Annotated in this window: 22 protein-coding genes; 20 read left to right on the top strand and 2 right to left on the bottom strand. The window is 74.7% G+C overall.

Features of this window, described 5'->3' with window-relative positions; genetic code table 11:
• The first annotated feature begins 116 nt into the window (after window positions 1-116).
• The 5 genes from AMK13_RS15460 to AMK13_RS45895 all read left to right on the top strand — a co-directional run bounded on the left by AMK13_RS15460 (window position 117) and on the right by AMK13_RS45895 (window position 3416).
• Window positions 117-326, top strand: a complete 210-nt coding sequence (locus AMK13_RS15460) for a hypothetical protein (RefSeq protein ID WP_074002689.1) — start codon at window positions 117-119, stop codon at window positions 324-326.
• On the top strand, window positions 313-1704 hold the full coding sequence (locus AMK13_RS15455; RefSeq protein WP_074002688.1) for an Asp-tRNA(Asn)/Glu-tRNA(Gln) amidotransferase GatCAB subunit A: 1392 nt from the start codon (window positions 313-315) through the stop codon (window positions 1702-1704). Before AMK13_RS15460 ends, AMK13_RS15455 begins: the two co-directional genes overlap by 14 nt.
• A gap of 48 nt (window positions 1705-1752) precedes the next feature.
• Entirely contained in the window at window positions 1753-2322 is a 570-nt protein-coding gene (locus AMK13_RS15450; RefSeq protein ID WP_074002687.1) for a TetR/AcrR family transcriptional regulator, read from the top strand.
• Between the two features lie 184 nt (window positions 2323-2506).
• The gene (locus AMK13_RS15445; RefSeq protein ID WP_074002686.1) at window positions 2507-3061 is read left to right on the top strand and encodes a hypothetical protein; all 555 of its coding nucleotides are present in this window, start codon (window positions 2507-2509) and stop codon (window positions 3059-3061) included.
• 232 nt (window positions 3062-3293) lie between these two features.
• A complete protein-coding gene (locus tag AMK13_RS45895; RefSeq protein ID WP_274538685.1) occupies window positions 3294-3416 on the top strand; it encodes a hypothetical protein in 123 nt (40 codons plus the stop codon).
• Window positions 3417-3561: 145 nt separating this feature from the next.
• Here the strand turns inward: AMK13_RS45895 and AMK13_RS15440 are convergent, their stop codons facing one another.
• Both AMK13_RS15440 and AMK13_RS15435 read right to left on the bottom strand, forming a co-directional pair.
• Window positions 3562-4017 (bottom strand): hypothetical protein, encoded by a 456-nt coding sequence (locus tag AMK13_RS15440; RefSeq protein ID WP_074002685.1) that lies wholly within the window; start codon window positions 4015-4017, stop codon window positions 3562-3564.
• A gap of 85 nt (window positions 4018-4102) precedes the next feature.
• A complete protein-coding gene (locus AMK13_RS15435; protein WP_074002684.1) occupies window positions 4103-4534 on the bottom strand; it encodes a GNAT family N-acetyltransferase in 432 nt (143 codons plus the stop codon).
• A gap of 147 nt (window positions 4535-4681) precedes the next feature.
• Between AMK13_RS15435 and AMK13_RS15430 the strand changes: the two genes are divergently transcribed.
• From AMK13_RS15430 to hypE, 15 genes are all read left to right on the top strand, one after another.
• Entirely contained in the window at window positions 4682-6370 is a 1689-nt protein-coding gene (locus tag AMK13_RS15430; RefSeq protein ID WP_074002683.1) for an enoyl-CoA hydratase-related protein, read from the top strand.
• Window positions 6371-6502: 132 nt separating this feature from the next.
• Complete coding sequence (locus tag AMK13_RS15425; protein WP_049652595.1) at window positions 6503-7594, top strand: hydrogenase expression protein HypE; 1092 nt, start codon at window positions 6503-6505, stop codon at window positions 7592-7594.
• A gap of 157 nt (window positions 7595-7751) precedes the next feature.
• Window positions 7752-9539 (top strand): nickel-dependent hydrogenase large subunit, encoded by a 1788-nt coding sequence (locus AMK13_RS15420; protein ID WP_049652594.1) that lies wholly within the window; start codon window positions 7752-7754, stop codon window positions 9537-9539.
• Complete coding sequence (locus tag AMK13_RS15415; RefSeq protein WP_049652591.1) at window positions 9536-10009, top strand: hypothetical protein; 474 nt, start codon at window positions 9536-9538, stop codon at window positions 10007-10009. Before AMK13_RS15420 ends, AMK13_RS15415 begins: the two co-directional genes overlap by 4 nt.
• Window positions 10006-10653, top strand: coding sequence for a DUF5947 family protein (locus AMK13_RS15410; RefSeq protein ID WP_241852897.1), 648 nt, complete (start codon window positions 10006-10008; stop codon window positions 10651-10653). The genes AMK13_RS15415 and AMK13_RS15410 overlap by 4 nt, the downstream gene beginning before the upstream one ends.
• Complete coding sequence (locus tag AMK13_RS15405; protein ID WP_074002682.1) at window positions 10650-11294, top strand: DUF6084 family protein; 645 nt, start codon at window positions 10650-10652, stop codon at window positions 11292-11294. The genes AMK13_RS15410 and AMK13_RS15405 overlap by 4 nt, the downstream gene beginning before the upstream one ends.
• The gene (locus AMK13_RS15400; protein WP_074002681.1) at window positions 11291-12718 is read left to right on the top strand and encodes a hypothetical protein; all 1428 of its coding nucleotides are present in this window, start codon (window positions 11291-11293) and stop codon (window positions 12716-12718) included. Before AMK13_RS15405 ends, AMK13_RS15400 begins: the two co-directional genes overlap by 4 nt.
• A complete protein-coding gene (locus AMK13_RS15395) occupies window positions 12715-13236 on the top strand; it encodes a hydrogenase maturation protease (protein WP_074002680.1) in 522 nt (173 codons plus the stop codon). The genes AMK13_RS15400 and AMK13_RS15395 overlap by 4 nt, the downstream gene beginning before the upstream one ends.
• Window positions 13230-13334: a DUF6893 family small protein gene (locus tag AMK13_RS46415; RefSeq protein WP_375873132.1), complete on the top strand. Its 105-nt coding sequence runs from the start codon at window positions 13230-13232 to the stop codon at window positions 13332-13334. Before AMK13_RS15395 ends, AMK13_RS46415 begins: the two co-directional genes overlap by 7 nt.
• A gap of 116 nt (window positions 13335-13450) precedes the next feature.
• Entirely contained in the window at window positions 13451-13807 is a 357-nt protein-coding gene (gene hypA, locus AMK13_RS15390; protein ID WP_074002679.1) for a hydrogenase maturation nickel metallochaperone HypA, read from the top strand.
• A 31-nt stretch (window positions 13808-13838) separates the two neighbouring features.
• Window positions 13839-14630 (top strand): hydrogenase nickel incorporation protein HypB, encoded by a 792-nt coding sequence (gene hypB / locus AMK13_RS15385; protein WP_074002934.1) that lies wholly within the window; start codon window positions 13839-13841, stop codon window positions 14628-14630.
• A complete protein-coding gene (hypF, locus tag AMK13_RS15380; RefSeq protein WP_074002678.1) occupies window positions 14627-16975 on the top strand; it encodes a carbamoyltransferase HypF in 2349 nt (782 codons plus the stop codon). The genes hypB and hypF overlap by 4 nt, the downstream gene beginning before the upstream one ends.
• Before the next feature lie 6 nt (window positions 16976-16981).
• The gene (locus AMK13_RS15375) at window positions 16982-17287 is read left to right on the top strand and encodes a HypC/HybG/HupF family hydrogenase formation chaperone (RefSeq protein ID WP_074002677.1); all 306 of its coding nucleotides are present in this window, start codon (window positions 16982-16984) and stop codon (window positions 17285-17287) included.
• On the top strand, window positions 17284-18453 hold the full coding sequence (hypD, locus tag AMK13_RS15370) for a hydrogenase formation protein HypD (protein WP_074002676.1): 1170 nt from the start codon (window positions 17284-17286) through the stop codon (window positions 18451-18453). The genes AMK13_RS15375 and hypD overlap by 4 nt, the downstream gene beginning before the upstream one ends.
• A gap of 7 nt (window positions 18454-18460) precedes the next feature.
• Complete coding sequence (hypE, locus tag AMK13_RS15365; protein ID WP_074002933.1) at window positions 18461-19558, top strand: hydrogenase expression/formation protein HypE; 1098 nt, start codon at window positions 18461-18463, stop codon at window positions 19556-19558.
• Window positions 19559-19607 lie beyond the last annotated feature (49 nt).

Genomic DNA, 19607 nt, shown 5'->3' with positions numbered 1-19607 from the left:
GCGTTAACGCGACCATAGAACCTACAGTCTCGCTAACGCAAACCCTTAGCTTTTGGCGGGGATGCCTCGTGGTGCCTCGCACCACCCCCGCCTCGCCCACGATCAGGAGCGCATCCATGTCCAATGCGGAGCTCACCCCGCCCGAGGCGGCCCGCCGGGCCGCCCGGGCCGGGCTTGACCTGCCGGCCGACCGGCACGCCGCGGTGGCGGCCACCGCCGGGCACATCCGGTCCGTCGTCGCCGTCCTGCGGGAGCTGGACCTCGGGGACACCCCGCCCGCCGCCGCCTTCCGCGCGGAAGGGGGGCGCCCCGATGCAGCCGTATGAGCTGACCATCGCCGCCGCCTCGGCGCGGATCCGGGAGCGGCGGCTGTCCCCCGTCGAGCTGGTCGACTCCGTCCTCGGCCGCATCGACCGGGTCGAGCCGCACCTCGGCGCGTACGTCGCCGTCGCCGCCGAACAGGCCCGGGACGCGGCGCGCGAGGCCGAGCGGGAGATCGCCCGGGGCCGGTACCGGGGGCCGCTGCACGGCGTCCCGGTCGGGCTCAAGGACCTGATCGACGTCGCCGGATCGCCCACCACCGCGAGCTCCCGGGTCCGGGACGGCCACCGCGCGGCCGCCGACAGCACCGTCGCCGCCCGGCTGCGCGCCGCCGGCGCGGTCCTGGCCGGCAAGACCCACACCCACGAGTTCGCCTACGGCCTGACCACCCCGCAGACCGCCAACGCCTGGGACCGCGAGCGGGTCGCCGGCGGCTCCAGCGGCGGGTCCGCCGTCGCGGTGGCCGCCGGGGCGGCGACCTTCGCCCTCGGCACCGACACCGGCGGCTCGATCCGGGTGCCCGCCGCGCTGAACGGGGTGGTCGGCCTCAAACCGACCTACGGGCTGGTGCCCCGCCACGGCGTCACCCCGCTGTCCTGGTCGCTCGACCACGTCGGCCCGATCACCCGCACCGTGGAGGACGCGGCGCTGGTCCTGGCCGCCCTCGCCGGGCACGACCCGCGCGACCCCGCCTCGGTGGCCGCCCCCGCCGTCGACTACCGGCCGGAGCGGGAGCCGGACCTGACGGGCGTGCGGATCGGCGTGCCGGTCAACCACTACGTCGACCACGTCGACCCGGAGGTGGCGGCCGCCGTCCACCACGCCATCGCGCGGCTGGAGGCGCTCGGTGCCCGGCCCGTCGAGGTGGAGGTCCCGCTGGCCCGCTACCTCCTGCCCACCCTGTGGGGCCTGGTGGCGCCGGAGGCCTCCGCCTACCACGCCCGCACCCTGCGCACCGTCCCCGAGCTGTACCAGGCGGACGTCCGGGTCCTGCTGGAGGCCGGCGAGCTGATCGACGCGGGCGACCACCTGCGCGCCCAGCGGGCCCGGACGCTGATCCGCGACGCGTGGACACGGGTCCTGGAGGAGGTCGACGTGATCGCCGCCCCGACGGTGCCGACCACGGCGGTCCGGGCCGGCCAGGAGACGGTCACCTGGCCGGACGGCACCTCCGAGGGCGTCGCCGACGCCTACGTCCGGCTCTGCGCCCCGGCCAACGTCACCGGCCTGCCCGCCCTGACCGTCCCGGCCGGCCACGACGCGGCGGGCCTGCCGATCGGCCTGCAACTGCTCGGGCGGCCCTTCGACGAGCGCACGCTGCTGCGGGTGGGCCACGCCTACGAGCGCACGCAGCCCGCGCGGGCGCTCGCGCCGGTGGTCTGACCGGGCCCGGCCCGCCTTAACGCAAAGGCGACGCTTTAAGATGGCGGTATGAGTCCTCGCCAGATGGCCCGCCCGGGCGGGCGCAGCGCCCGCGTCCAGGAGGCGGTGCACACCGCGGTCCGCGAGCTGCTCGCGGAGGTGGGCCGCGAGGCGCTCACCGTACCGATGGTCGCCCAGCGGGCCGGTGTCACCCCGTCCACGGTCTACCGCCGCTGGGGCGACCTCGCCGAGCTGCTGTCGGACGTCGCGGTGGAGCGGCTGCGCCCGGACACCGAACCGGAGGACCGTGGCGGCCTGCGCGCCGACCTCACCGCCTGGGCCGAACAGTTCCTCGACGAGATGGCCTCCGCCTCCGGCCGCGCCTACGTCCGCGACGCCCTCCTCGGCGACCCGGACGGGGGCAACGCCGGCCAGTGCTCGGCCTACGCCGCCGACCAGCTCGGCCTCGTCCTCGCCCGGGCCCGCGCCCGCGGCGAGGACGCCCCCGAGGTCGAGACCGCCATGGACCGCCTCGTCGCCCCCCTGATGTACCGCATCCTCTTCCGCCCCTCCGGCCTCACCCCCGCCTACGCCCGCCACCTGGTCACCGACCTCCTCGGCACCCCGGACGGGGCGTAGGGCCCGCCGACGGGCAGAGTCCGGCGCGGTGTGCCCGGCCCGTCCGCTGTGCCCGCCGGGGCGCGGACGGGTCCGGGCGGCCGCCGCGATCCGTCACGCCGTCCTCGCACGCCTCCCGGGCGGCGGTGTTCCGTGGCACCGTCAGTGTGCAAAGCAATTCGGGGTTCCCTCGTCGGAGGTTCGCATGAACGCTGTTCCGTCCCGAGTCGTCTTCTCCCGCCTCGCCGCCGCGGCCGGGGCCGTGGCGCTGGCCGGCGGGCTCCTCCTCGTCCCGGCGAGCGCGCCGGCCCGTGCCCAGGGGGTGGTGGACGTGCAGTGCACCGGCACGTTCACCGACGAGTTCACCCCCGCGCTGACCAACCAGCCGCAGAACGTCACCATCGCCACCCAGAACTCCTACGCGACGTGCGTGACCGGCCTCCCCGGGTCGAGCTCGGTCACCAACAGCGAGCCCGGCGAGACCTGCCTCAACGTGCTCCACACCCTCACCCCGTTCGACGAGACCATCACCTGGAGCGACCAGACCACGAGCACCGTGCACTGGGCCTCCGTGGAGGACACCGGCGGAGCCGCCACCTTCACCGGCACCGTCACCGCCGGCCGCTACCTGGGCGATGCCGCCGTGAAGGCCACGGAGGCCGCCGACATCACCGGGACCAACCCCGAACTGTGCCCGGTCGGGGGCGGCACCATCACCGGAGCCAGCGGCCCCGCCGACCTGACCCTGACCTCGGTGTGACGAAGTCCGGACCCGTCCGGCCCGTGGTCCGTCGGAGGTGTCCGACGGGCCGCGGGCCGGGGAGCGTCGGCGGCAACGCGTCCGAAATTCTGAAATGACATCAAGTCGCCGATGCCATCGACAGGTTGGCCTCGACAGGGCTGCCCTGGTCCACCGAGGGCGATAGCCCGGTGACGGTTGGTCATGGCAGGATCGGCGCGGGTCGACACCGTGTCGACCGGAAGGAGGAGACATGGCCGAGGACAGCAAGACGAAGCCGTCCGGCTCGTACGCGGGCACCGAGGTCACGATCGAAGGCGAGGAGCACCTCATCCTTCGGGAGGACGAGATCCAGGTGGTCGCCGACTCCGAGTGACACGCCCACGCTTCGGTGCAGGGGAAGGGCCCCGCCGGTCGCCACCGGAAGGGCCCTTTCTGCTGCGCCGCCGCAGGACGTAGGCGCGCCCTCCGCCGTCTCCGGGCCGGATGAAACCGGCCCGGCGGACGGCCGAAGCGGCCGCCTACGGCTGCGGGGGCCCCGCGAGGATGATCGGCCAGTCGCCGTCGGGGCCGAGGAGGTCGTCGAGCGGGGCGTCCGGCGGGCCGAGGAGGACGGCGGCGCCTTCGGCGAGCCGCTCGGCCACGTCCGGGGCGACGGCGGTCTCGGCGCGCAGCACGAGGACGGCCGCCGGGTCGGCGGCCGAGCGGAGCGGGAAGCCGGCCGGGTCGATCTCCGCCCGTTCCAGGACGGCCGGGTGGACGGCGACGGCGACGGTCAGCAGGCCCCCGTCGTAGCTGTGTTCGGCCCAGCCGTCGGTCTGCACCAGGTAGAGGACCTCGTCGCCCTCGTAGCAGTGCCCGCCGAGGCGTTCCAGGGCCCGTTCCCCCGGGGTGCCGTCGGGGTCGACGACCAGGGCGGCCGCCGGGGTGTCCGGCTCGTCGGGGTCGAGGCCGGAACGGACGTGGAGTCGGGCCATCGGGGCACCTCCGGGGTCGTGCGGGCGGGCGGCGGGTCGGGCACCAGTACACACCGCGCCACCGACAGTCCGGGCCGTCGGGCCGTCAGCGCCCGCCCATCAGGCGGTACATGCCGATCGAGTCGTGGGCGGCGGTGTCCGCGAAGCCGAACTTCTCGTAGAGGAAGCGCGCGGGGCCGTCCGCGATCAGTGAGACGTACGCGGTGGCGGGTGCCCGGCGCTCCAGTTCCCCGGTGAGCGCGGCCATGATGCGCTTGCCGAGGCCGTGGCCCTGGTGCGCGGGGTGGACGCAGATGTCGGTGGCCTGGAACGCGGTGCCGCCGTCGCCGATGATCCGCCCCATGCCGACGGGCTCGCCCTCGTGGTGGAGCACCACGCCGTACCAGGTGTTGGGGAGGGCGAGCGCGACCGCCTCGGGGGCCTTGTCGGAGAGGCCGGCGTCGGTGCGCAGGCGGCGGAAGACCTCGACGGTGGGCACGCCGGGGCGGATCTCGTAAGGGTCACTGCTCGGAGTCATGCCTTACATGCTACCCGCTCGGCCCCGCCGCCCGGCTCCGGCCGCTCGGGTGAACGCGCGGCGCGACATACCGGACGGGACGGGGCGTCACGGGGGCGGAAGCGATGATCGCCGGGTTCCCGGAACCTCACCCCGTCGGAGTCGTACATGCGGATTCTTCTCCTCGCCAGCGCGTTCAACAGCCTCAGCCAGCGGCTGCACGCCGAACTGCGCGACCGGCTCCACACCGTGGACGTCCAACTGGCCGGTGACGACGAGGAGTTGCTCGACGCGGTGCACCGCCTGAAACCCGACCTGGTGCTCGCGCCGATGCTGCGCACGGCGATCCCGCGCGAGCTCTGGTCACAGCTCACCTGCCTGGTCGTCCACCCCGGTCCGCCGGGCGACCGCGGCCCGTCCTCCCTCGACCGGGCCGTCCAGGAGGGCCGCACCGACTGGGGCGTCACGGTGCTCCAGGCCGAGGCGGAGCTGGACGCCGGGCCGGTCTGGGCCTGGGCGCCCTGCCGGCTGCCCGGGTACGGCAAGAGCGACCTGTACCGCAACGAGGTCGCCGACGCGGCGGTGGCGGCCGCGCTGCTCGCCGTCGAACGCTTCGCCTCCGGCGGGTACGCGCCGGAGCCGCAGTCCGGCCCCGGCTGGAGCGGCACCGTACGGACCCGGCCCGCGCTGCGCCAGGAGGAGCGCCGGATCGACTGGGCGGCCGACCCCACCGAGGCGGTGCTGCGCAGGCTTCGCGCGGCGGACTCGCGCCCCGGGGTGCTCGACGAGCTGTGCGGCGGTGCCTGGTACCTGCACGGCGGGCACCGCGAGCCGGTGCTGCGCGGCCGCCCGGGCGAGCTGATCGCCACCCGGGCCGGCGCCGTCTGCCGGGCCACCTCGGACGGCGCGGTCTGGATCCCCGAGCTCCGCCGCCGCACCCCCGGCGGCCCGGCGGGCGTCAAGCTCCCGGCGGCCACGGCCCTCGGCGGGCTGCTGCCGGCGCTGCCGGAGGTGGCGGCGCCGCTGATGCCGGGGGAGGGGGACGGCCCGGTCTGGTCGGACCTGCGCTACCGCGAGGACGGCCCGGTGGGCTTCCTGCGCTTCTCCTTCCCGGGCGGCGCGATGTCCACCGGCCACTGCCGCCGGCTGCTGGCCGCGTACCGCTTCGCCGCGGCCCGTCCGACCTCGGTGCTGGTGCTCGGCGGCGGCCGGGACTTCTTCTCCAACGGCATCCACCTCAACGTGATCGAGGCCGCGCCGGACCCGGCCGTCGAGTCCTGGGACAACATCACCGCGATGGACGAGCTGGTCGACGCGGTGCTCACCACCACGGACCGGCTGGTGGTCGCCGCCGTCGGCGGCAACGCGGCGGCCGGCGGGGTGATGCTGGCCCTGGCGGCGGACGAGGTGTGGTGCCGCGCCGGCTCCGTCCTCAACCCCCACTACCGGCTGATGGGGCTGCACGGCTCGGAGTACTGGACGTACACCCTGCCGCGCAGGGTCGGCGCGGCGGCGGCCGAGCGGCTGACCCGCCAGGCGCTCCCGGTCTCCGCGGCGACGGCCGAGCGGATCGGCCTGGTCGACCGGGTGCTGGCCTGCGGGCCCGAGGAGTTCGGGCCGTCCGCGGCCCACCTGGCCGGGCTGCTCGCCGCCTCGCCCACCGCCCAGCAGCGGATCGCGGCGAAGAAGGCCGCGCGCGAGGCCGACGAGCGGACGAAGCCGCTCGACGCGTACCGGGAGGAGGAGCTCGCGGTGATGCACCGGCAGTTCTTCACACCCGAATCGCCGTATCACGCGCTGCGTTCCGCGTTCGTCCACAAGCGCCCGGTGCCGACGGGGCCCGCCGCGCGAGCGTGACCCGAACGGCCCCGCCGGGCTTGCCTCCCCGGGCGCCGGCTCCCGCCGCGCGGACCGGCGCCCGGCCCGGACCGTTGCTAAGACTGGCTTCGAGCCATTCCCTCCGGCTCCCATCCCCGAGGAGGCATCCTCATGGGTGCTGCAACAGCTCCAACCGCTTCGACGGCCGGGACGGCCGAGGCCGCCGCGAAGCCCGACGCCGACGCGGTGCACATCCTCTGGATCAACGCGGGCCTCAGCTGCGACGGCGACTCCGTCTCGCTGACCGCCGCGATGCAGCCGAGCATCGAGGAGATCGTCACCGGCGCGCTGCCCGGCCTGCCCAAGGTCGCCGTGCACTGGCCGCTGATCGACTTCGAGTGCGGCCCGGTCCAGGGCGCGGACAACTTCGTCGAGTGGTTCTTCAAGGCCGAGCGCGGCGAGATCGAGCCGTTCGTGCTGGTCGTCGAGGGGTCCATCCCCAACGAGAAGATCAAGAAGGAGGGCTACTGGTGCGGCTTCGGCGACGACCCCGCCACCGGCCAGCCCATCACCACCAGCGAGTGGCTGGACCGGCTCGCCCCGAAGGCGACCGCCGTGGTGGCGATCGGCACCTGTGCCACGTACGGCGGCATCCATGCGATGGCCGGCAACCCGACCGGCGCGATGGGCGTGCCGGACTACCTGGGCTGGGACTGGAAGTCCAAGGCCGGACTGCCGATCGTCTGCGTGCCCGGCTGCCCGATCCAGCCCGACAACTTCGCCGAGACGCTCACCTACCTGCTGTACCAGCTGGCCGGCTCCGCGCCGATGATCCCGCTCGACGACAAGCTGCGGCCCGCCTGGCTGTTCGGCGCCACCGTGCACGAGGGCTGCGACCGCGGCGGCTACTACGAGCAGGGGCAGTTCGCCACCGACTACGGCACGCCCGAGTGCCTCGTCCGGCTCGGCTGCTGGGGCCCGGTCGTCAAGTGCAACGTCACCAAGCGCGGCTGGACCAACGGCATCGGCGGCTGCCCGAACGTGGGCGGCATCTGCATCGCCTGCACCATGCCGGGCTTCCCGGACAAGTTCATGCCCTTCATGGACCCGCCGCCCGGCTCGCACGTCTCCACCGCCGCCAGCAGCGCGTACGGCTCGGTGATCCGCCGGCTGCGCGCGATCACCCAGAGCACCCTCGACAAGGAACCCAAGTGGCGCCGCACCGGCAGCCGCCTGACCACGGGCTACCGCCCGCCCTGGTGACGCCGCGGGGCCGCACACCGTTCGGTGTGCGGCCGCCGCCTTCCCCCGCCCCGTCCGCCGGGATCCCCTCCGCGGGGACCCCGCTCCCACGGCCCCCGTCCGCACGGCCCCCGCTCGCCGAGGCCCCGCTCCCAGAGACAAGGACACGACAGACACGATGGCAACACCGACCACCAGGGCGGCCGGCGACGGCAGCGGCCTGACCGAGATGTCCTGGGACCCGATCACCCGGATCGTGGGCAGCCTGGGCATCCACACGAAGATCGACTTCAAGCAGAAGCGGGTCGCGGAGTGCTACAGCACCTCCTCGGTCTTCCGCGGCTACAGCGTCTTCATGCGCGGCAAGGACCCGCGCGACGCCCACTTCATCACCAGCCGGATCTGCGGGATCTGCGGCGACAACCACGCCACCTGCTCCGTCTACACGCAGAACATGGCGTACGGGGTGAAGCCCCCGCACCTGGGCGAGTGGATCATCAACCTCGGTGAGGCCGCCGAGTACATGTTCGACCACAACATCTTCCAGGAGAACCTGGTCGGGGTCGACTACTGCGAGCGGATGGTCCGCGAGACCAACCCCGGCGTGCTGGAGCTCGCCGAGCGCACCGAGGCCCCGCACGCCGGGGACCACGGCTACAAGACGATCGCCGACATCATGCGCTCGCTCAACCCGATCGAGGGCGAGTTCTACCGCGAGGCGCTCCAGGTCAGCCGGTACACCCGGGAGATGTTCTGCCTGATGGAGGGCCGCCACGTGCACCCCTCCACGCTCTACCCGGGCGGCGTCGGCACCGTCGCGACGGTGCAGCTGTTCACCGACTACCTGACCCGGCTGATGCGCTACGTCGAGTTCATGAAGAAGGTCGTGCCGCTGCACGACGACCTCTTCGACTTCTTCTACCAGGCCCTGCCCGGCTACGAGGAGGTCGGCCGGCGCCGGGTCCTGCTCGGCTGCTGGGGCAGCCTCAACGACCCGGACCACTGCGACTTCACGTACCGCAACATGACGGACTGGGGCCGGCGGATGTTCGTCACCCCCGGTGTCGTGGTGGACGGCAAGCTCGTCACCAACGACCTCACCGAGATCAACCTCGGCATCCGCATCCTGCTCGGCAGCTCCTACTACGAGGACTGGCAGGGCAAGGAGCTGTTCGTCACCCACGACCCGCTCGGCAACCCCGTCGACCCCCGGCACCCCTGGAACCAGCACACCATCCCGCAGCCGCAGAAGCGGAACTTCGACGACAAGTACAGCTGGGTGATGTCCCCGCGCTGGTTCGACGGCAAGGACCACCTCGCCCTCGACACCGGCGGCGGCCCGATCGCCCGGCTGTGGTCCACCGCGCTGTCCGGGCTGGTCGACATCGGCTACGTCAAGGCCACCGGCCACAGCGTGCAGATCAACCTGCCCCGCTCGATGACCAAGCCCGAGGTCACCTTCGAGTGGAAGATCCCGCAGTGGAGCAACGCCATCGAGCGCAACCGCGCCCGCACCTACTTCCAGGCGTACGCGGCCGCCGCCGCCCTGCACTTCGCCGAGAAGGCGCTCGACGAGGTCCGCGCCGGGCGCAGCCAGACCTGGGAGCGCTTCGAGGTGCCGGACGAGTCGATCGGCTGCGGCTTCACCGAGGCCGTGCGCGGCGTGCTCTCGCACCACATGGTGATCCGCGACGGCAAGATCGCCAACTACCACCCGTACCCGCCCACCCCGTGGAACGCCAGCGTCCGGGACAGCTACGGCACGCCCGGCCCGTACGAGGACGCGGTGCAGAACACCCCGATCTTCGAGGAGAACCCGCCGGACACCTTCAAGGGCATCGACATCATGCGCGCGGTCCGCAGCTTCGACCCCTGTCTGCCCTGCGGCGTGCACATGTACGTCGGCGGCGGGCGCACCGTGCAGACCATGCACGTGCCCACCGGCCTGAGCGGGCTCACCGCATGACGGCCGAGCAGACCGGGCTGCGGATCCAGCAGGCCCTGGACGCGCTGGCCGACAGCGGCGCCGACGCCGAGCGGGCCGGCGAGCAACTGGTCCGCGACCTCATGGAGTTCTACGGCCAGGGCCTGGCCCGGCTGGTGCCGGCACTGCCCCCGCCCGCCCTGGACCGGATGCTGGACGACCCGGTCGTGGCCGGGCTGCTGCTCCTGCACGACCTGCACCCCGAGGACCTCCCCGCCCGGATCGAGCGGGCGCTCGCGGCCCTGCCCGAGCGGGTCGAGGCGGCCGGCTTCGACCCGGCCACCGGCGTCCTGCGGCTGCGCCGCACGGCCACCGGCTGCGGCTGCGGCGAACAGGAGGCGCAGGCCGTCCTCGCCTGCCACGCGCCCGAGGTGACGGCCGTGGAACTGGAACGCGCCCCGCAGCTGCTCCAGATCGGCACCCGCCCGCCGCAGCCCGCGGAGGCGCGATGAACACCCGCCGGATCTCCCGCGACGGGACCGCCCTGCTGCACCGGCTGCGCGAACCGGCGCCGCCGCGTCCCGAGCAGTGCGCGTTCTGCGGCCGGGACCTGCCCGGCGGCCACCGCCACCTGGTGGACGTCGAGGACCGCGCCCTGGCCTGCGCCTGCACCGCCTGCGGCCTGCTGTTCCAGCAGCCGGGCGCGGCCGGCGGCCGCTACCGCACCGTGCCGGACCGCTACCTCGCCGACCCGGAAAGGGAGTTGGACCAGCAGGCCTGGACGGTGCTGGGCATCCCGGTGGGCACCGCCTTCCTGTTCCGCAGCACCGTGATGGACCAGCTGCTGGCCTTCTACCCCGGCCCGGCCGGCGCCACCGAGAGCGAACTGGACGAGCAGGCCTGGCACCGCGCCCTCGGCGGCAGCCGGCTGGCCGCCGCCCTGGAACCCGACGTGGAGGCGCTGCTGGTGCGCCGCACCGAGGAGCGCGTGGCGTGCTTCCTGGTGCCGATCGACATCTGCTACGAGCTGGTCGGCCGGCTGCGGCGGTGCTGGCACGGCTTCGACGGCGGTGCCGAGGCGCGGGCCGAACTCGACGCGTTCTTCGCGCGCCTGGCCGACCGGGCCCGCCCGCTGCCCGCGGAGGTGACGGCGTGACGGCGCTTGGCTTCGCCTGCACCGGCGTGCGGTCCGACCCGTACGCGGCCGGTCCGACCCTGGTGTTCCGGCTGCGGATCACGGCCCCGGCCGACACCCGGGTGCACGCCCTCGCCCTCCAGTGCCAGCTGCGGATCGAACCGGTCCGCCGGCCGTACGGCGAGGCCGAGGGCGGGCGGCTGGCCGACCTGTTCGGCGGACGGGAGCGCTGGGCGACCACGCTCAACCCGATCCAGTTCGCCACCGTGCCGCTGCTCGTGCCCGGCTTCACCGGCGGGACCGAGATCGACCTCGCGGTGCCCTGCACCTACGACCAGGACGTCGCCTCGGCCCGCTACTTCCGGGCACTGGACGGCGGCGAGGTCCCGCTGCTGCTGCTCTTCTCCGGCACCGCCTTCGCCGGCCCCGGCGGCTTCCAGGTCAGCCCGGTGCCGTGGGACCGGGAGGCCCGGGTGCGGATGCCGGTGCGGGTCTGGCGGGAGGCGATCGACCGGCACTTCCCCGGCAGCGGCTGGCTGCGGCTGCCGGAGGACGCCATGGCCGAGCTGCTGGCCTACCGCTCGCGGCGGGCCCTGCCCTCCTGGGAGGCGACGGTGCGCGAGCTGCTCACGGCCGCGGCGATCGGGGAGGGGGCCCGGTGAGCGGCCTCCCGGAGCGGATCGAACGCGGCTTCGCGGCCGCCCGGCAGATCGCCGACGCGGTGCTGCTGGAGGGCTACGTCCTCTACCCGTACCGCGCCTCGGCGGCCAAGAACCGGCTGCGCTGGCAGTTCGGCGTCCTGGTGCCGCCCGAGTACACCGCGCAGGGCGGCGAGCACTCCCACCAGCGCACCGAGTGCCTGATGGAGGCGCGCGACGGGGACCGGCTGGCGGTCGAGCTGCGCTTCCTGCGGGTCCAGCGGCGCACCGTCGAACAGGCCACCGCCGCCGGCTTCGAGTCCGTGGAACGGCTGGAGCTGGCCGACCGGGACCTCGTCGAATGGGACGAGGGCGTCGAGGAACGGATCGAACTCCTGGTACCGGTCGAGGAGTTGGCCGACGAGGGGGTGCAGCGGCCGTTCCGGCTGCCGGGCGTCGGCGAGACCGGGCTGGTGCACGAGCGGGACGCCGTCGTCGGCCGGGTGATACGGCGCCGCGAGCAGGTCGACGGGCTGCTCTGGCTGCGGGCTGAGGAGCTGCCCGGCCCGTACCGGGCGCAGCGGCTGACCGTGGAGGTGGAGAACAGCTCCGCCTGGCGGCCGTCCCGGCACGCCACCCGCGACCAGGCGCTGCCGCGCTCGCTGGTCTCCGCGCACCTGCTGCTCGGCCTGGAGCACGGCCGCTTCCTGTCCGTCACCGACCCGCCCGAGTGGGCCCGCCCGGCCGTCGAGCGGTGCCGCAACGAGCGCACCTGGCCGGTGCTGGCCGGGCCAGAGGGCGAGCGCGGGGTGGTGCTGTCCTCGCCGATCATCCTGGAGGACCACCCGCGGATCGCCCCGGAGAGCCTCGGCACCCTGTACGACGCCACCGAGATCGACGAGATCCTGGCGCTGCGGACGGCGGCCCTGACCGAGGAGGAGAAACGCGAGGCCCGGGGCACCGACGACCGGGCCGGCGCGGTGATCGACCTGGCCGACTCCATGCCGCCCGAGGTGCTGGACCGGCTGCACGGCGCGATCCGCGGGCTGCGCGAGGCCACCGGCGGCACCGCCCTCGACCGTCCCGAGCAGCCCTGGTGGGACCCGGGCGACGACCCCGGGGTCGACCCGGAGCGGGACCGGGTCCTGGTCGACGGCCACCAGGTGGGCGCCGGCAGCCGGGTGCTGCTGCGGCCCGGACGGCGGCGCACCGACGCCCAGGACCTCTTCCTGGACGGGCGGACCGGCATCGTGGAGGCGGTGCTGCACGACCTCGACGGCTCGGTGCACCTGGCCGTCACGGTGGAGGACGACCCGGGCGCCGACCTGTGGCGGGCCCAGGGGCGCTTCCGCTACTTCCAGCCCGACGAGGTCACGCCGCTGGACGGGACCGCCCCGGTGGACGGGACCGCTGCGCTGGACGGAGCCGCTCCGGTGGAGGGGCCATGACGGACCGCACGGTGCTGGTCGCCGGGGTGGGCAACATCTTCCTCGGCGACGACGGCTTCGGGGTCGAGACCGTACGGCGGCTGTCCGCCCACCCGCTGCCGGCGGGCGTCGAGGTGGTCGACGTCGGAGTGCGCGGCGTCGACCTGGCCTACCGGCTGCTCGACGGCCACCGCACCGCCGTCCTGGTGGACGCCGTCCACCGGGGCGGGGCGCCCGGCACCCTCTACCTGATCGAGGCGGCCGCCGAACAGCCGCCGGAACCGCCCGCCCTCGACGGGCACCGGATGGGGCCCGACGCCGTACTGGCCCTGCTCGCCACGCTCGCCGCCGGCACCGGCGGCGAGCCGCCCGAACGCGTCCTGGTGGTCGGCTGCGAGCCGGCCTCGCTGGAGGAGGGCATCGGGCTCAGCGAGCCCGTCGCCGCCGCCGTGGCGGAGGCGGTGCGAATGGTCCTGCGGGTCGTGGACGAGGCCACGCAGCCGGAGAAGCAGCCGGAGAAGGAGACAACACCATGCTGAGGAAACTGTTCTGCGCGGCCCTGCTGGCCGGGATCGGCGCACTGGTCTGGCAGAACCTGCCGGACCTCAAGCGGTACGTGCGCATCTCCCGGATGTGAGGCGCGCACTGCTGCGAACGGCGCAGCCCCGCGGACGGTGGCGGCGCGGCTGCGGGCCGCCGCCGCCACCGAGCCCTGTAATGGGGCGCGTTGCCGCCCGCTCCGGGAAGGGACCCATGCACGAGATGTCGATCGCCGAAGCCGTCGTCGAGCAGGTGGACACGGCCGCGCGCGAACACGGGGCCCCCGGGGTGGTACGGGTGCGGCTGCGGGTCGGCGAGCTGGCCGGCGTGGTGCCCGAGGCCCTCGACTTCTGCTTCGAACTCGCCTGCGCCGGAACGCTGGTGGCGGGCGCGGCGCTGGACACCGAGTCCGTCGCGGCCCGGGCCCGCTGCGCCCCCTGCGCGGTCGAGTGGGCGGTCGGCATGCCGCCGGACCTCGGCTGCCCGAGCTGCTCCGGCGGTGGCGGCGTGGAGCTGCTGTCCGGCCGCGAGCTGCAGATCCTCGACGTCGAGTGGGCCCAGGAGCTTTGACGTCCGGGCCGAACCAGAAAGGCTGATGCCGATGTGCCGCACGGTCGACCTCCGTCAGGCGGTCCTCGCCCGCAACGACGACAGCGCCCGCGGACTGCGGGCGGCGCTGGCCGCGCGGGGGACGGTCGCGGTGAACCTGCTGTCCAGCCCCGGCAGCGGCAAGACCGCGCTGCTGGAGGCCGAGTTGGGGCTCGCCCGGCGACGCGGGGTGCCCGTCGCCGCGCTGACCGCCGACCTCGCCACCGAGAACGACGCGCGCCGGCTGGCCCGCTCGGGCGCCCCGGTGAAGCAGGTGCTCACCGACGGGCTCTGCCACCTGGAGGCGCGGATGCTCGCCGGGCACCTGGACGGCTGGCTGCCGGACGACTGCCGGCTGCTGTTCGTGGAGAACGTCGGCAACCTGGTCTGCCCGGCCTCCTACGACCTAGGCGAGACGCTGCGGGTGGTGCTGGCCTCGGTGACCGAGGGCGAGGACAAGCCGCTCAAGTACCCGACGGCCTTCGGGCTGGCCAACCTGGTGCTGGTGACGAAGACGGACCTCGCGGCGGCGGCCGAGTTCGACGAGGCGGCGTTCCTGGCCAACGTCCAGCGGGTCAACCCCGGGGTGGAGGTGCTGAACACCTCGGCCCGGACGGGCGAGGGCGTCGGGGCGCTGCTGGACCGGGCGCTCGGCCTCCTGGCCGGGGCGCGGCCGCACCGGCCGGTGATGGCCGCGGCGGCGCCGCACGACCACGGGCACTCTCAGGATCACGACCATGGGCACTCTCAGGATCACGACCACGGCCACGACCACGGCCGCTCCGCCGTGGGGGAGCACGCGTGACGGCCGCCCACCCCGGGCTCGACCGCGAGCGGCGGCGGGTCGCCGTCCGCGGCCTGGTGCAGGGGGTCGGCTTCCGGCCGTTCGTCCACACCCTGGCCGGTGAACTCGGACTGGCCGGCACCGTCACCAACACCGGCGAGGGCGTCCTGGTCGAGGTCGAGGGCAGCCCGGACGCGCTGGACGCCTTCTGCCGGCGGGTGGCCGGCGACGCGCCGCCGCTCGCCCAGGTGCACGCGGTGGAGCACGCGCCGCTCGCCGCCACCGGCGCCACCGGCTTCCGCATCGTCCCCTCCCGCCCCGACGGCGCCCGCGCCACCCTGATCCCGCCCGACACCGCCGTCTGCGCCGACTGCCTGGCCGAACTCGCCGACCCGGCCGACCGCCGCCACCGGCACCCGTTCATCAGCTGCACCAACTGCGGCCCCCGGCACACCATCGTCACCGGCCTGCCGTACGACCGGGCCAACACCACCATGGCCGGCTTCCCGCTGTGCCCGGACTGCGCCCGCGAGTACGCGGACCCCGCCGACCGCCGCTTCCACGCCCAACCCGTCGCCTGCCACGCCTGCGGGCCCAGGCTCGCGCTGACCGTGCCCGGACGCCCCGACCTCGGCGGGGAGCAGGCCCTGGCGGAGGCCCGGCGGCTGCTGGCCGACGGCGCGGTCCTCGCCGTCAAGGGCATCGGCGGCTACCACCTCGCCTGCGACGCGCGCGACGCCGCGGCCGTCGCCCTGCTGCGCCGGCGCAAGCGGCGCGGCCGCAAGCCCTTCGCCCTGATGGCCCGCGACCTCGCCACCGTCGAGGGCCTGCTGCCCGTCGACCCGGTCGAGCGGGAACTGCTCACCGGGCCGGTCCGGCCGATCGTCCTGCTGCGCCGCACCGGCCTGCCGGTGCCCGAGGGCGTGGCCCCGGGCAGCCCCGACCTCGGGGTGATGCTCCCGTACACGCCGCTGCACCACCTGCTGCTCGCCGCCCCCGGGCCGGACCTGCTGGTGATGACCAGCGCCAACCTCTCCGGCGAGCCGATCGTGACCGAGGACCGGGAGGCGCTGGAGCGGCTCGCCCCGCTGGTCGACGGCTGGCTCGGCCACGACCGGCCGATCCACGTGCCCTGCGAGGACTCGGTGGTGCGGGTGGTGGACGGCGAGCAGCTGCCGCTGCGCCGCTCGCGCGGGTACGCGCCGCTGCCGATCCCGCTGCCGGTGCCCGTGCGCCCGGCGCTGGCGGTCGGTGGCGACCTGAAGAACACCTTCGCGCTGGCCCGGGACGGCTACGCCTGGCTGTCCGGCCACATCGGCGACATGGACGACCTGGCCACCCTGCGGGCCTTCGACCGGGCGGTCGAGCAGCTCGGCACGGTCAGCGGCGTACGGCCCGAACTGCTGGTCGCCGACCGGCACCCCGGCTACCGCTCGCTCCGGCACGCCGAACGGACCGCCGCCGGTCGGCCGGTGCACCGGGTCCAGCACCACCACGCCCACATCGCCGCGGTGATGGCCGAGCACGGACTGGACGGCAGCCGCCCGGTGCTCGGGGTGGCCTTCGACGGCACGGGCTACGGCGCGGACGGCGCGGTCTGGGGCGGCGAGGTGCTGCTGGCCGACTACGACGGGTTCCGCCGCCTCGCCCACCTCGGGTACGTGCCGCTGCCGGGCGGGGATGCGGCCGTCGAGCGCCCGTACCGGACGGCGCTCGCCCACCTGCGCGCGGCCGGGCTGCCCTGGCTGCCGGAGCTGCCGCCGGTCCGGGCCTGCGGAGCGGCGGAACGCGGGCTGCTGGACCGGCAGTTGGAGCGGCGACTGAACTGCCTGCCGAGCTCCAGCATGGGGCGGCTGTTCGACGCGGTCTCCTCGCTCGCCGGGGTCTGCCACCGAGCCGGGTACGAGGCCCAGGCGGCGATCGAACTGGAGGCGGCGGCCTGCGGGTCCGGCCGCGCGGACGGCCCCGGGGCCGGGTCGGCGGCGCGGGCGGACGAGGGCTACGCGTTCGGGTTGTCGGCGCGGGCCGGCGGCTGGACCGCCGACCCCGGGCCGGTGCTGGCCGCCGTGGTGGCCGACGTGACCGCGGGCGCCCCCGCGGGCCTGGTCGCCGTCCGCTTCCACCGCGCGGTGGCCGACCTGGTCCGGCGGAGCTGCGCGGCCGTCCGGGACCGGTACGGCATCACCACGGTGGCGCTCAGCGGCGGGGTCTTCGCCAACGCACTGCTCTCCTCGGCCTGCGCGAGCGGCCTCGGGGAGGACGGATTCACGGTACTGCGGCACCGCCGGGTGCCGCCCAACGACGGTGGTCTGGCGCTCGGCCAGCTGATGGTGGCCGCCCGGTCGACGGCCACCCGGGAGGAGTGAGAGCGGATGTGTCTGGCTGTGCCCGGCAGGGTGACGGAGATCGGGGAGCGGGACGGGGCGAGGATGGCGGTGATGGACTTCGGCGGAGTGGTCAAGGACGTGTGCCTGGAGTACCTGCCGGACCTGGCGGTGGGGGACTACGCGATCGTCCACGTGGGCTTCGCGCTGCAGCGCCTGGACGAGGAGTCGGCCCGGCGCACCCTCGCCCTCTTCGAGGAACTCGGGCTGTTGCAGGAGGAGTTCGGCGATCCCTGGGAGGCCGCCGGGGCGGCGGCGGGCTCTGGGACCGAGGCTGAGGAGGCCGGACGGTGAAGTACCTGGAGGAGTTCCGCAACCCCGAGCTGGCCGCCGGGCTGATCGCCGACATCAGGGCGACGGTCACCCGGCCGTGGGCGCTGATGGAGGTCTGCGGCGGCCAGACGCACAGCATCATCCGGCACGCCATCGACCAACTCCTGCCGGAGGAGGTCGAGTTGATCCACGGGCCGGGCTGCCCGGTGTGCGTCACCCCGCTGGAGACGATCGACCGGGCCCTGGTGATCGCGGCCCGGCCGGGGGTGGTCTTCTGCTCCTTCGGCGACATGCTGCGGGTGCCCGGCACCGACCGGGACCTGTTCCGGGTCCGCGGCGAGGGCGGCGACGTCCGGGTGGTGTACTCGCCGCTGGACGCCCTGCGGATCGCCCGGGAGAACCCGGACCGGGAGGTGGTCTTCTTCGGCATCGGCTTCGAGACCACCGCCCCGCCGAACGCCATGGCCGTCCACCTGGCCAGGAAGCAGGGGCTGCGCAACTTCAGCATGCTGGTCTCGCACGTCCGGGTGCCGCCCGCGATCGAGGCGATCATGGACTCGCCGGACTGCCGGGTCCAGGGCTTCCTCGCCGCCGGGCACGTGTGCAGCGTGATGGGCACCGCCGAGTACCCGGCGCTGGCCGAACGCCACCGGGTGCCGATCGTCGTCACCGGCTTCGAGCCGCTGGACATCCTGGAGGGAATCCGGCGCACCGTACGGCAGTTGGAGCGCGGCGAGCACACCGTCGACAACGCCTACCCGCGGGCCGTCCGCCCCGAGGGCAACCCGGCGGCCCGCGCCATGCTGGAGGACGTCTTCGAGGTCGCCGACCGTCCCTGGCGGGGCATCGGCGTGATCCCGCGCAGCGGGTGGCGGCTCTCCCCGCGCTACCGCGACCACGACGCCGAGCACCGCTTCGACGTCGGCGGGATCACCACCCGCGAACCCGCCGCCTGCCGCAGCGGCGAGGTGCTGCAGGGGCTGCTGAAGCCCCACCAGTGCGAGGCCTTCGGCACCGTCTGCACACCGCGCACGCCGCTCGGCGCCACGATGGTGTCCAGCGAGGGGGCGTGCGCGGCGTACTACCTGTACCGGCGGCTGGGTGTGCCGGGGACGTCCGTCCGGGCCCAGGAGCCGCAGGAACGTCGGGAGCTTCAGGCGCCTCAGGAGGCGGGTCGCGTTGGCTGACACCGAACTGCTCAGCGGGCCCGGCGCCGACCCGGGCACGGACCCGGGCACCGAGCGGCCCGACTTCTCCGGCTGGAGCTGCCCGCTGCCGCTGCGCGACCACCCCCGGGTGGTGATGGGCCACGGCGGCGGCGGGGTGATGTCCGCCGAGCTGGTGGATAACCTGTTCGCGCCGGCCTTCGGCGGCCCCGTGCTCGCCGGGCTCGGCGACTCCGCCGTGCTGGAGCTGGGCGGCGCCCGGCTCGCCTTCTCCACCGACTCCTACGTGGTGCGGCCGCTGTTCTTCCCCGGCGGCTGCATCGGCGACCTCGCCGTCAACGGCACGGTCAACGACCTCGCCATGAGCGGGGCCCGGGCGGCCTACCTGTCCTGCGGCTTCATCCTGGAGGAGGGGGTGGAGATGGCCGTGGTGGACCGGGTCGCCCGGGCGCTCGGCGCCGCCGCCCGTACCGCCGGGGTCGAGATCGCCACCGGGGACACCAAGGTGGTCGAGGCCGGGCACGGGGACGGTATCTACCTGAACACCGCCGGCATCGGGCTCGTCCCGGCCGGGGTCGACATCAGGCCGCAGCGCGCCCGCCCCGGCGACGTGGTGATCGTCAGCGGGCCGATCGGGCTGCACGGGGTCGCGATCATGAGCGTCCGGGAGGGCCTGGAGTTCGGGGTCGAGGTGCGCAGCGACAGCGCGGCGCTCGGCGGCCTGGTCGAGGCGATGCTCGCGGCCACCGCCGACCTGCACGTGCTGCGCGACCCCACCCGGGGCGGCCTGGCCGCGGCGCTCAACGAGATCGCCGTCGCGGCCGGGGTGGGCGTGGTGCTCAGCGAACGGGCCGTCCCCGTCCCGGAGCCGGTGGCCAACGCCTGCGCCGTGCTGGGACTGGACCCGATGTACATCGCCAACGAGGGCCGACTGGTCGCCTTCGTCCCGCGTCTCTCGGCGGACGTGGTGCTCGCCGCCATGCGCGCCCACCCGCTCGGCGCGGAGGCGGTGGTGATCGGCGAGTGCGTCGCGGAGCACCCGGGGATGGTCGTCGCCCGGACCGGCTTCGGCGGCACCCGGGTGGTCGACCTGCCGATGGGCGAGCAGCTGCCGCGGATCTGCTGAGGGCCCGACCGGTTACGCCGCCGCCCCGGGAGGCGATTCCCGGGGCGGC

Source organism: Streptomyces sp. CB02056 (assembly GCF_001905545.1).
GTDB lineage: Bacteria > Actinomycetota > Actinomycetes > Streptomycetales > Streptomycetaceae > Kitasatospora.
The sequence above is the reverse complement of the archived record's forward strand: the minus strand, read 5'-3'. Positions and strand labels throughout refer to the sequence as shown.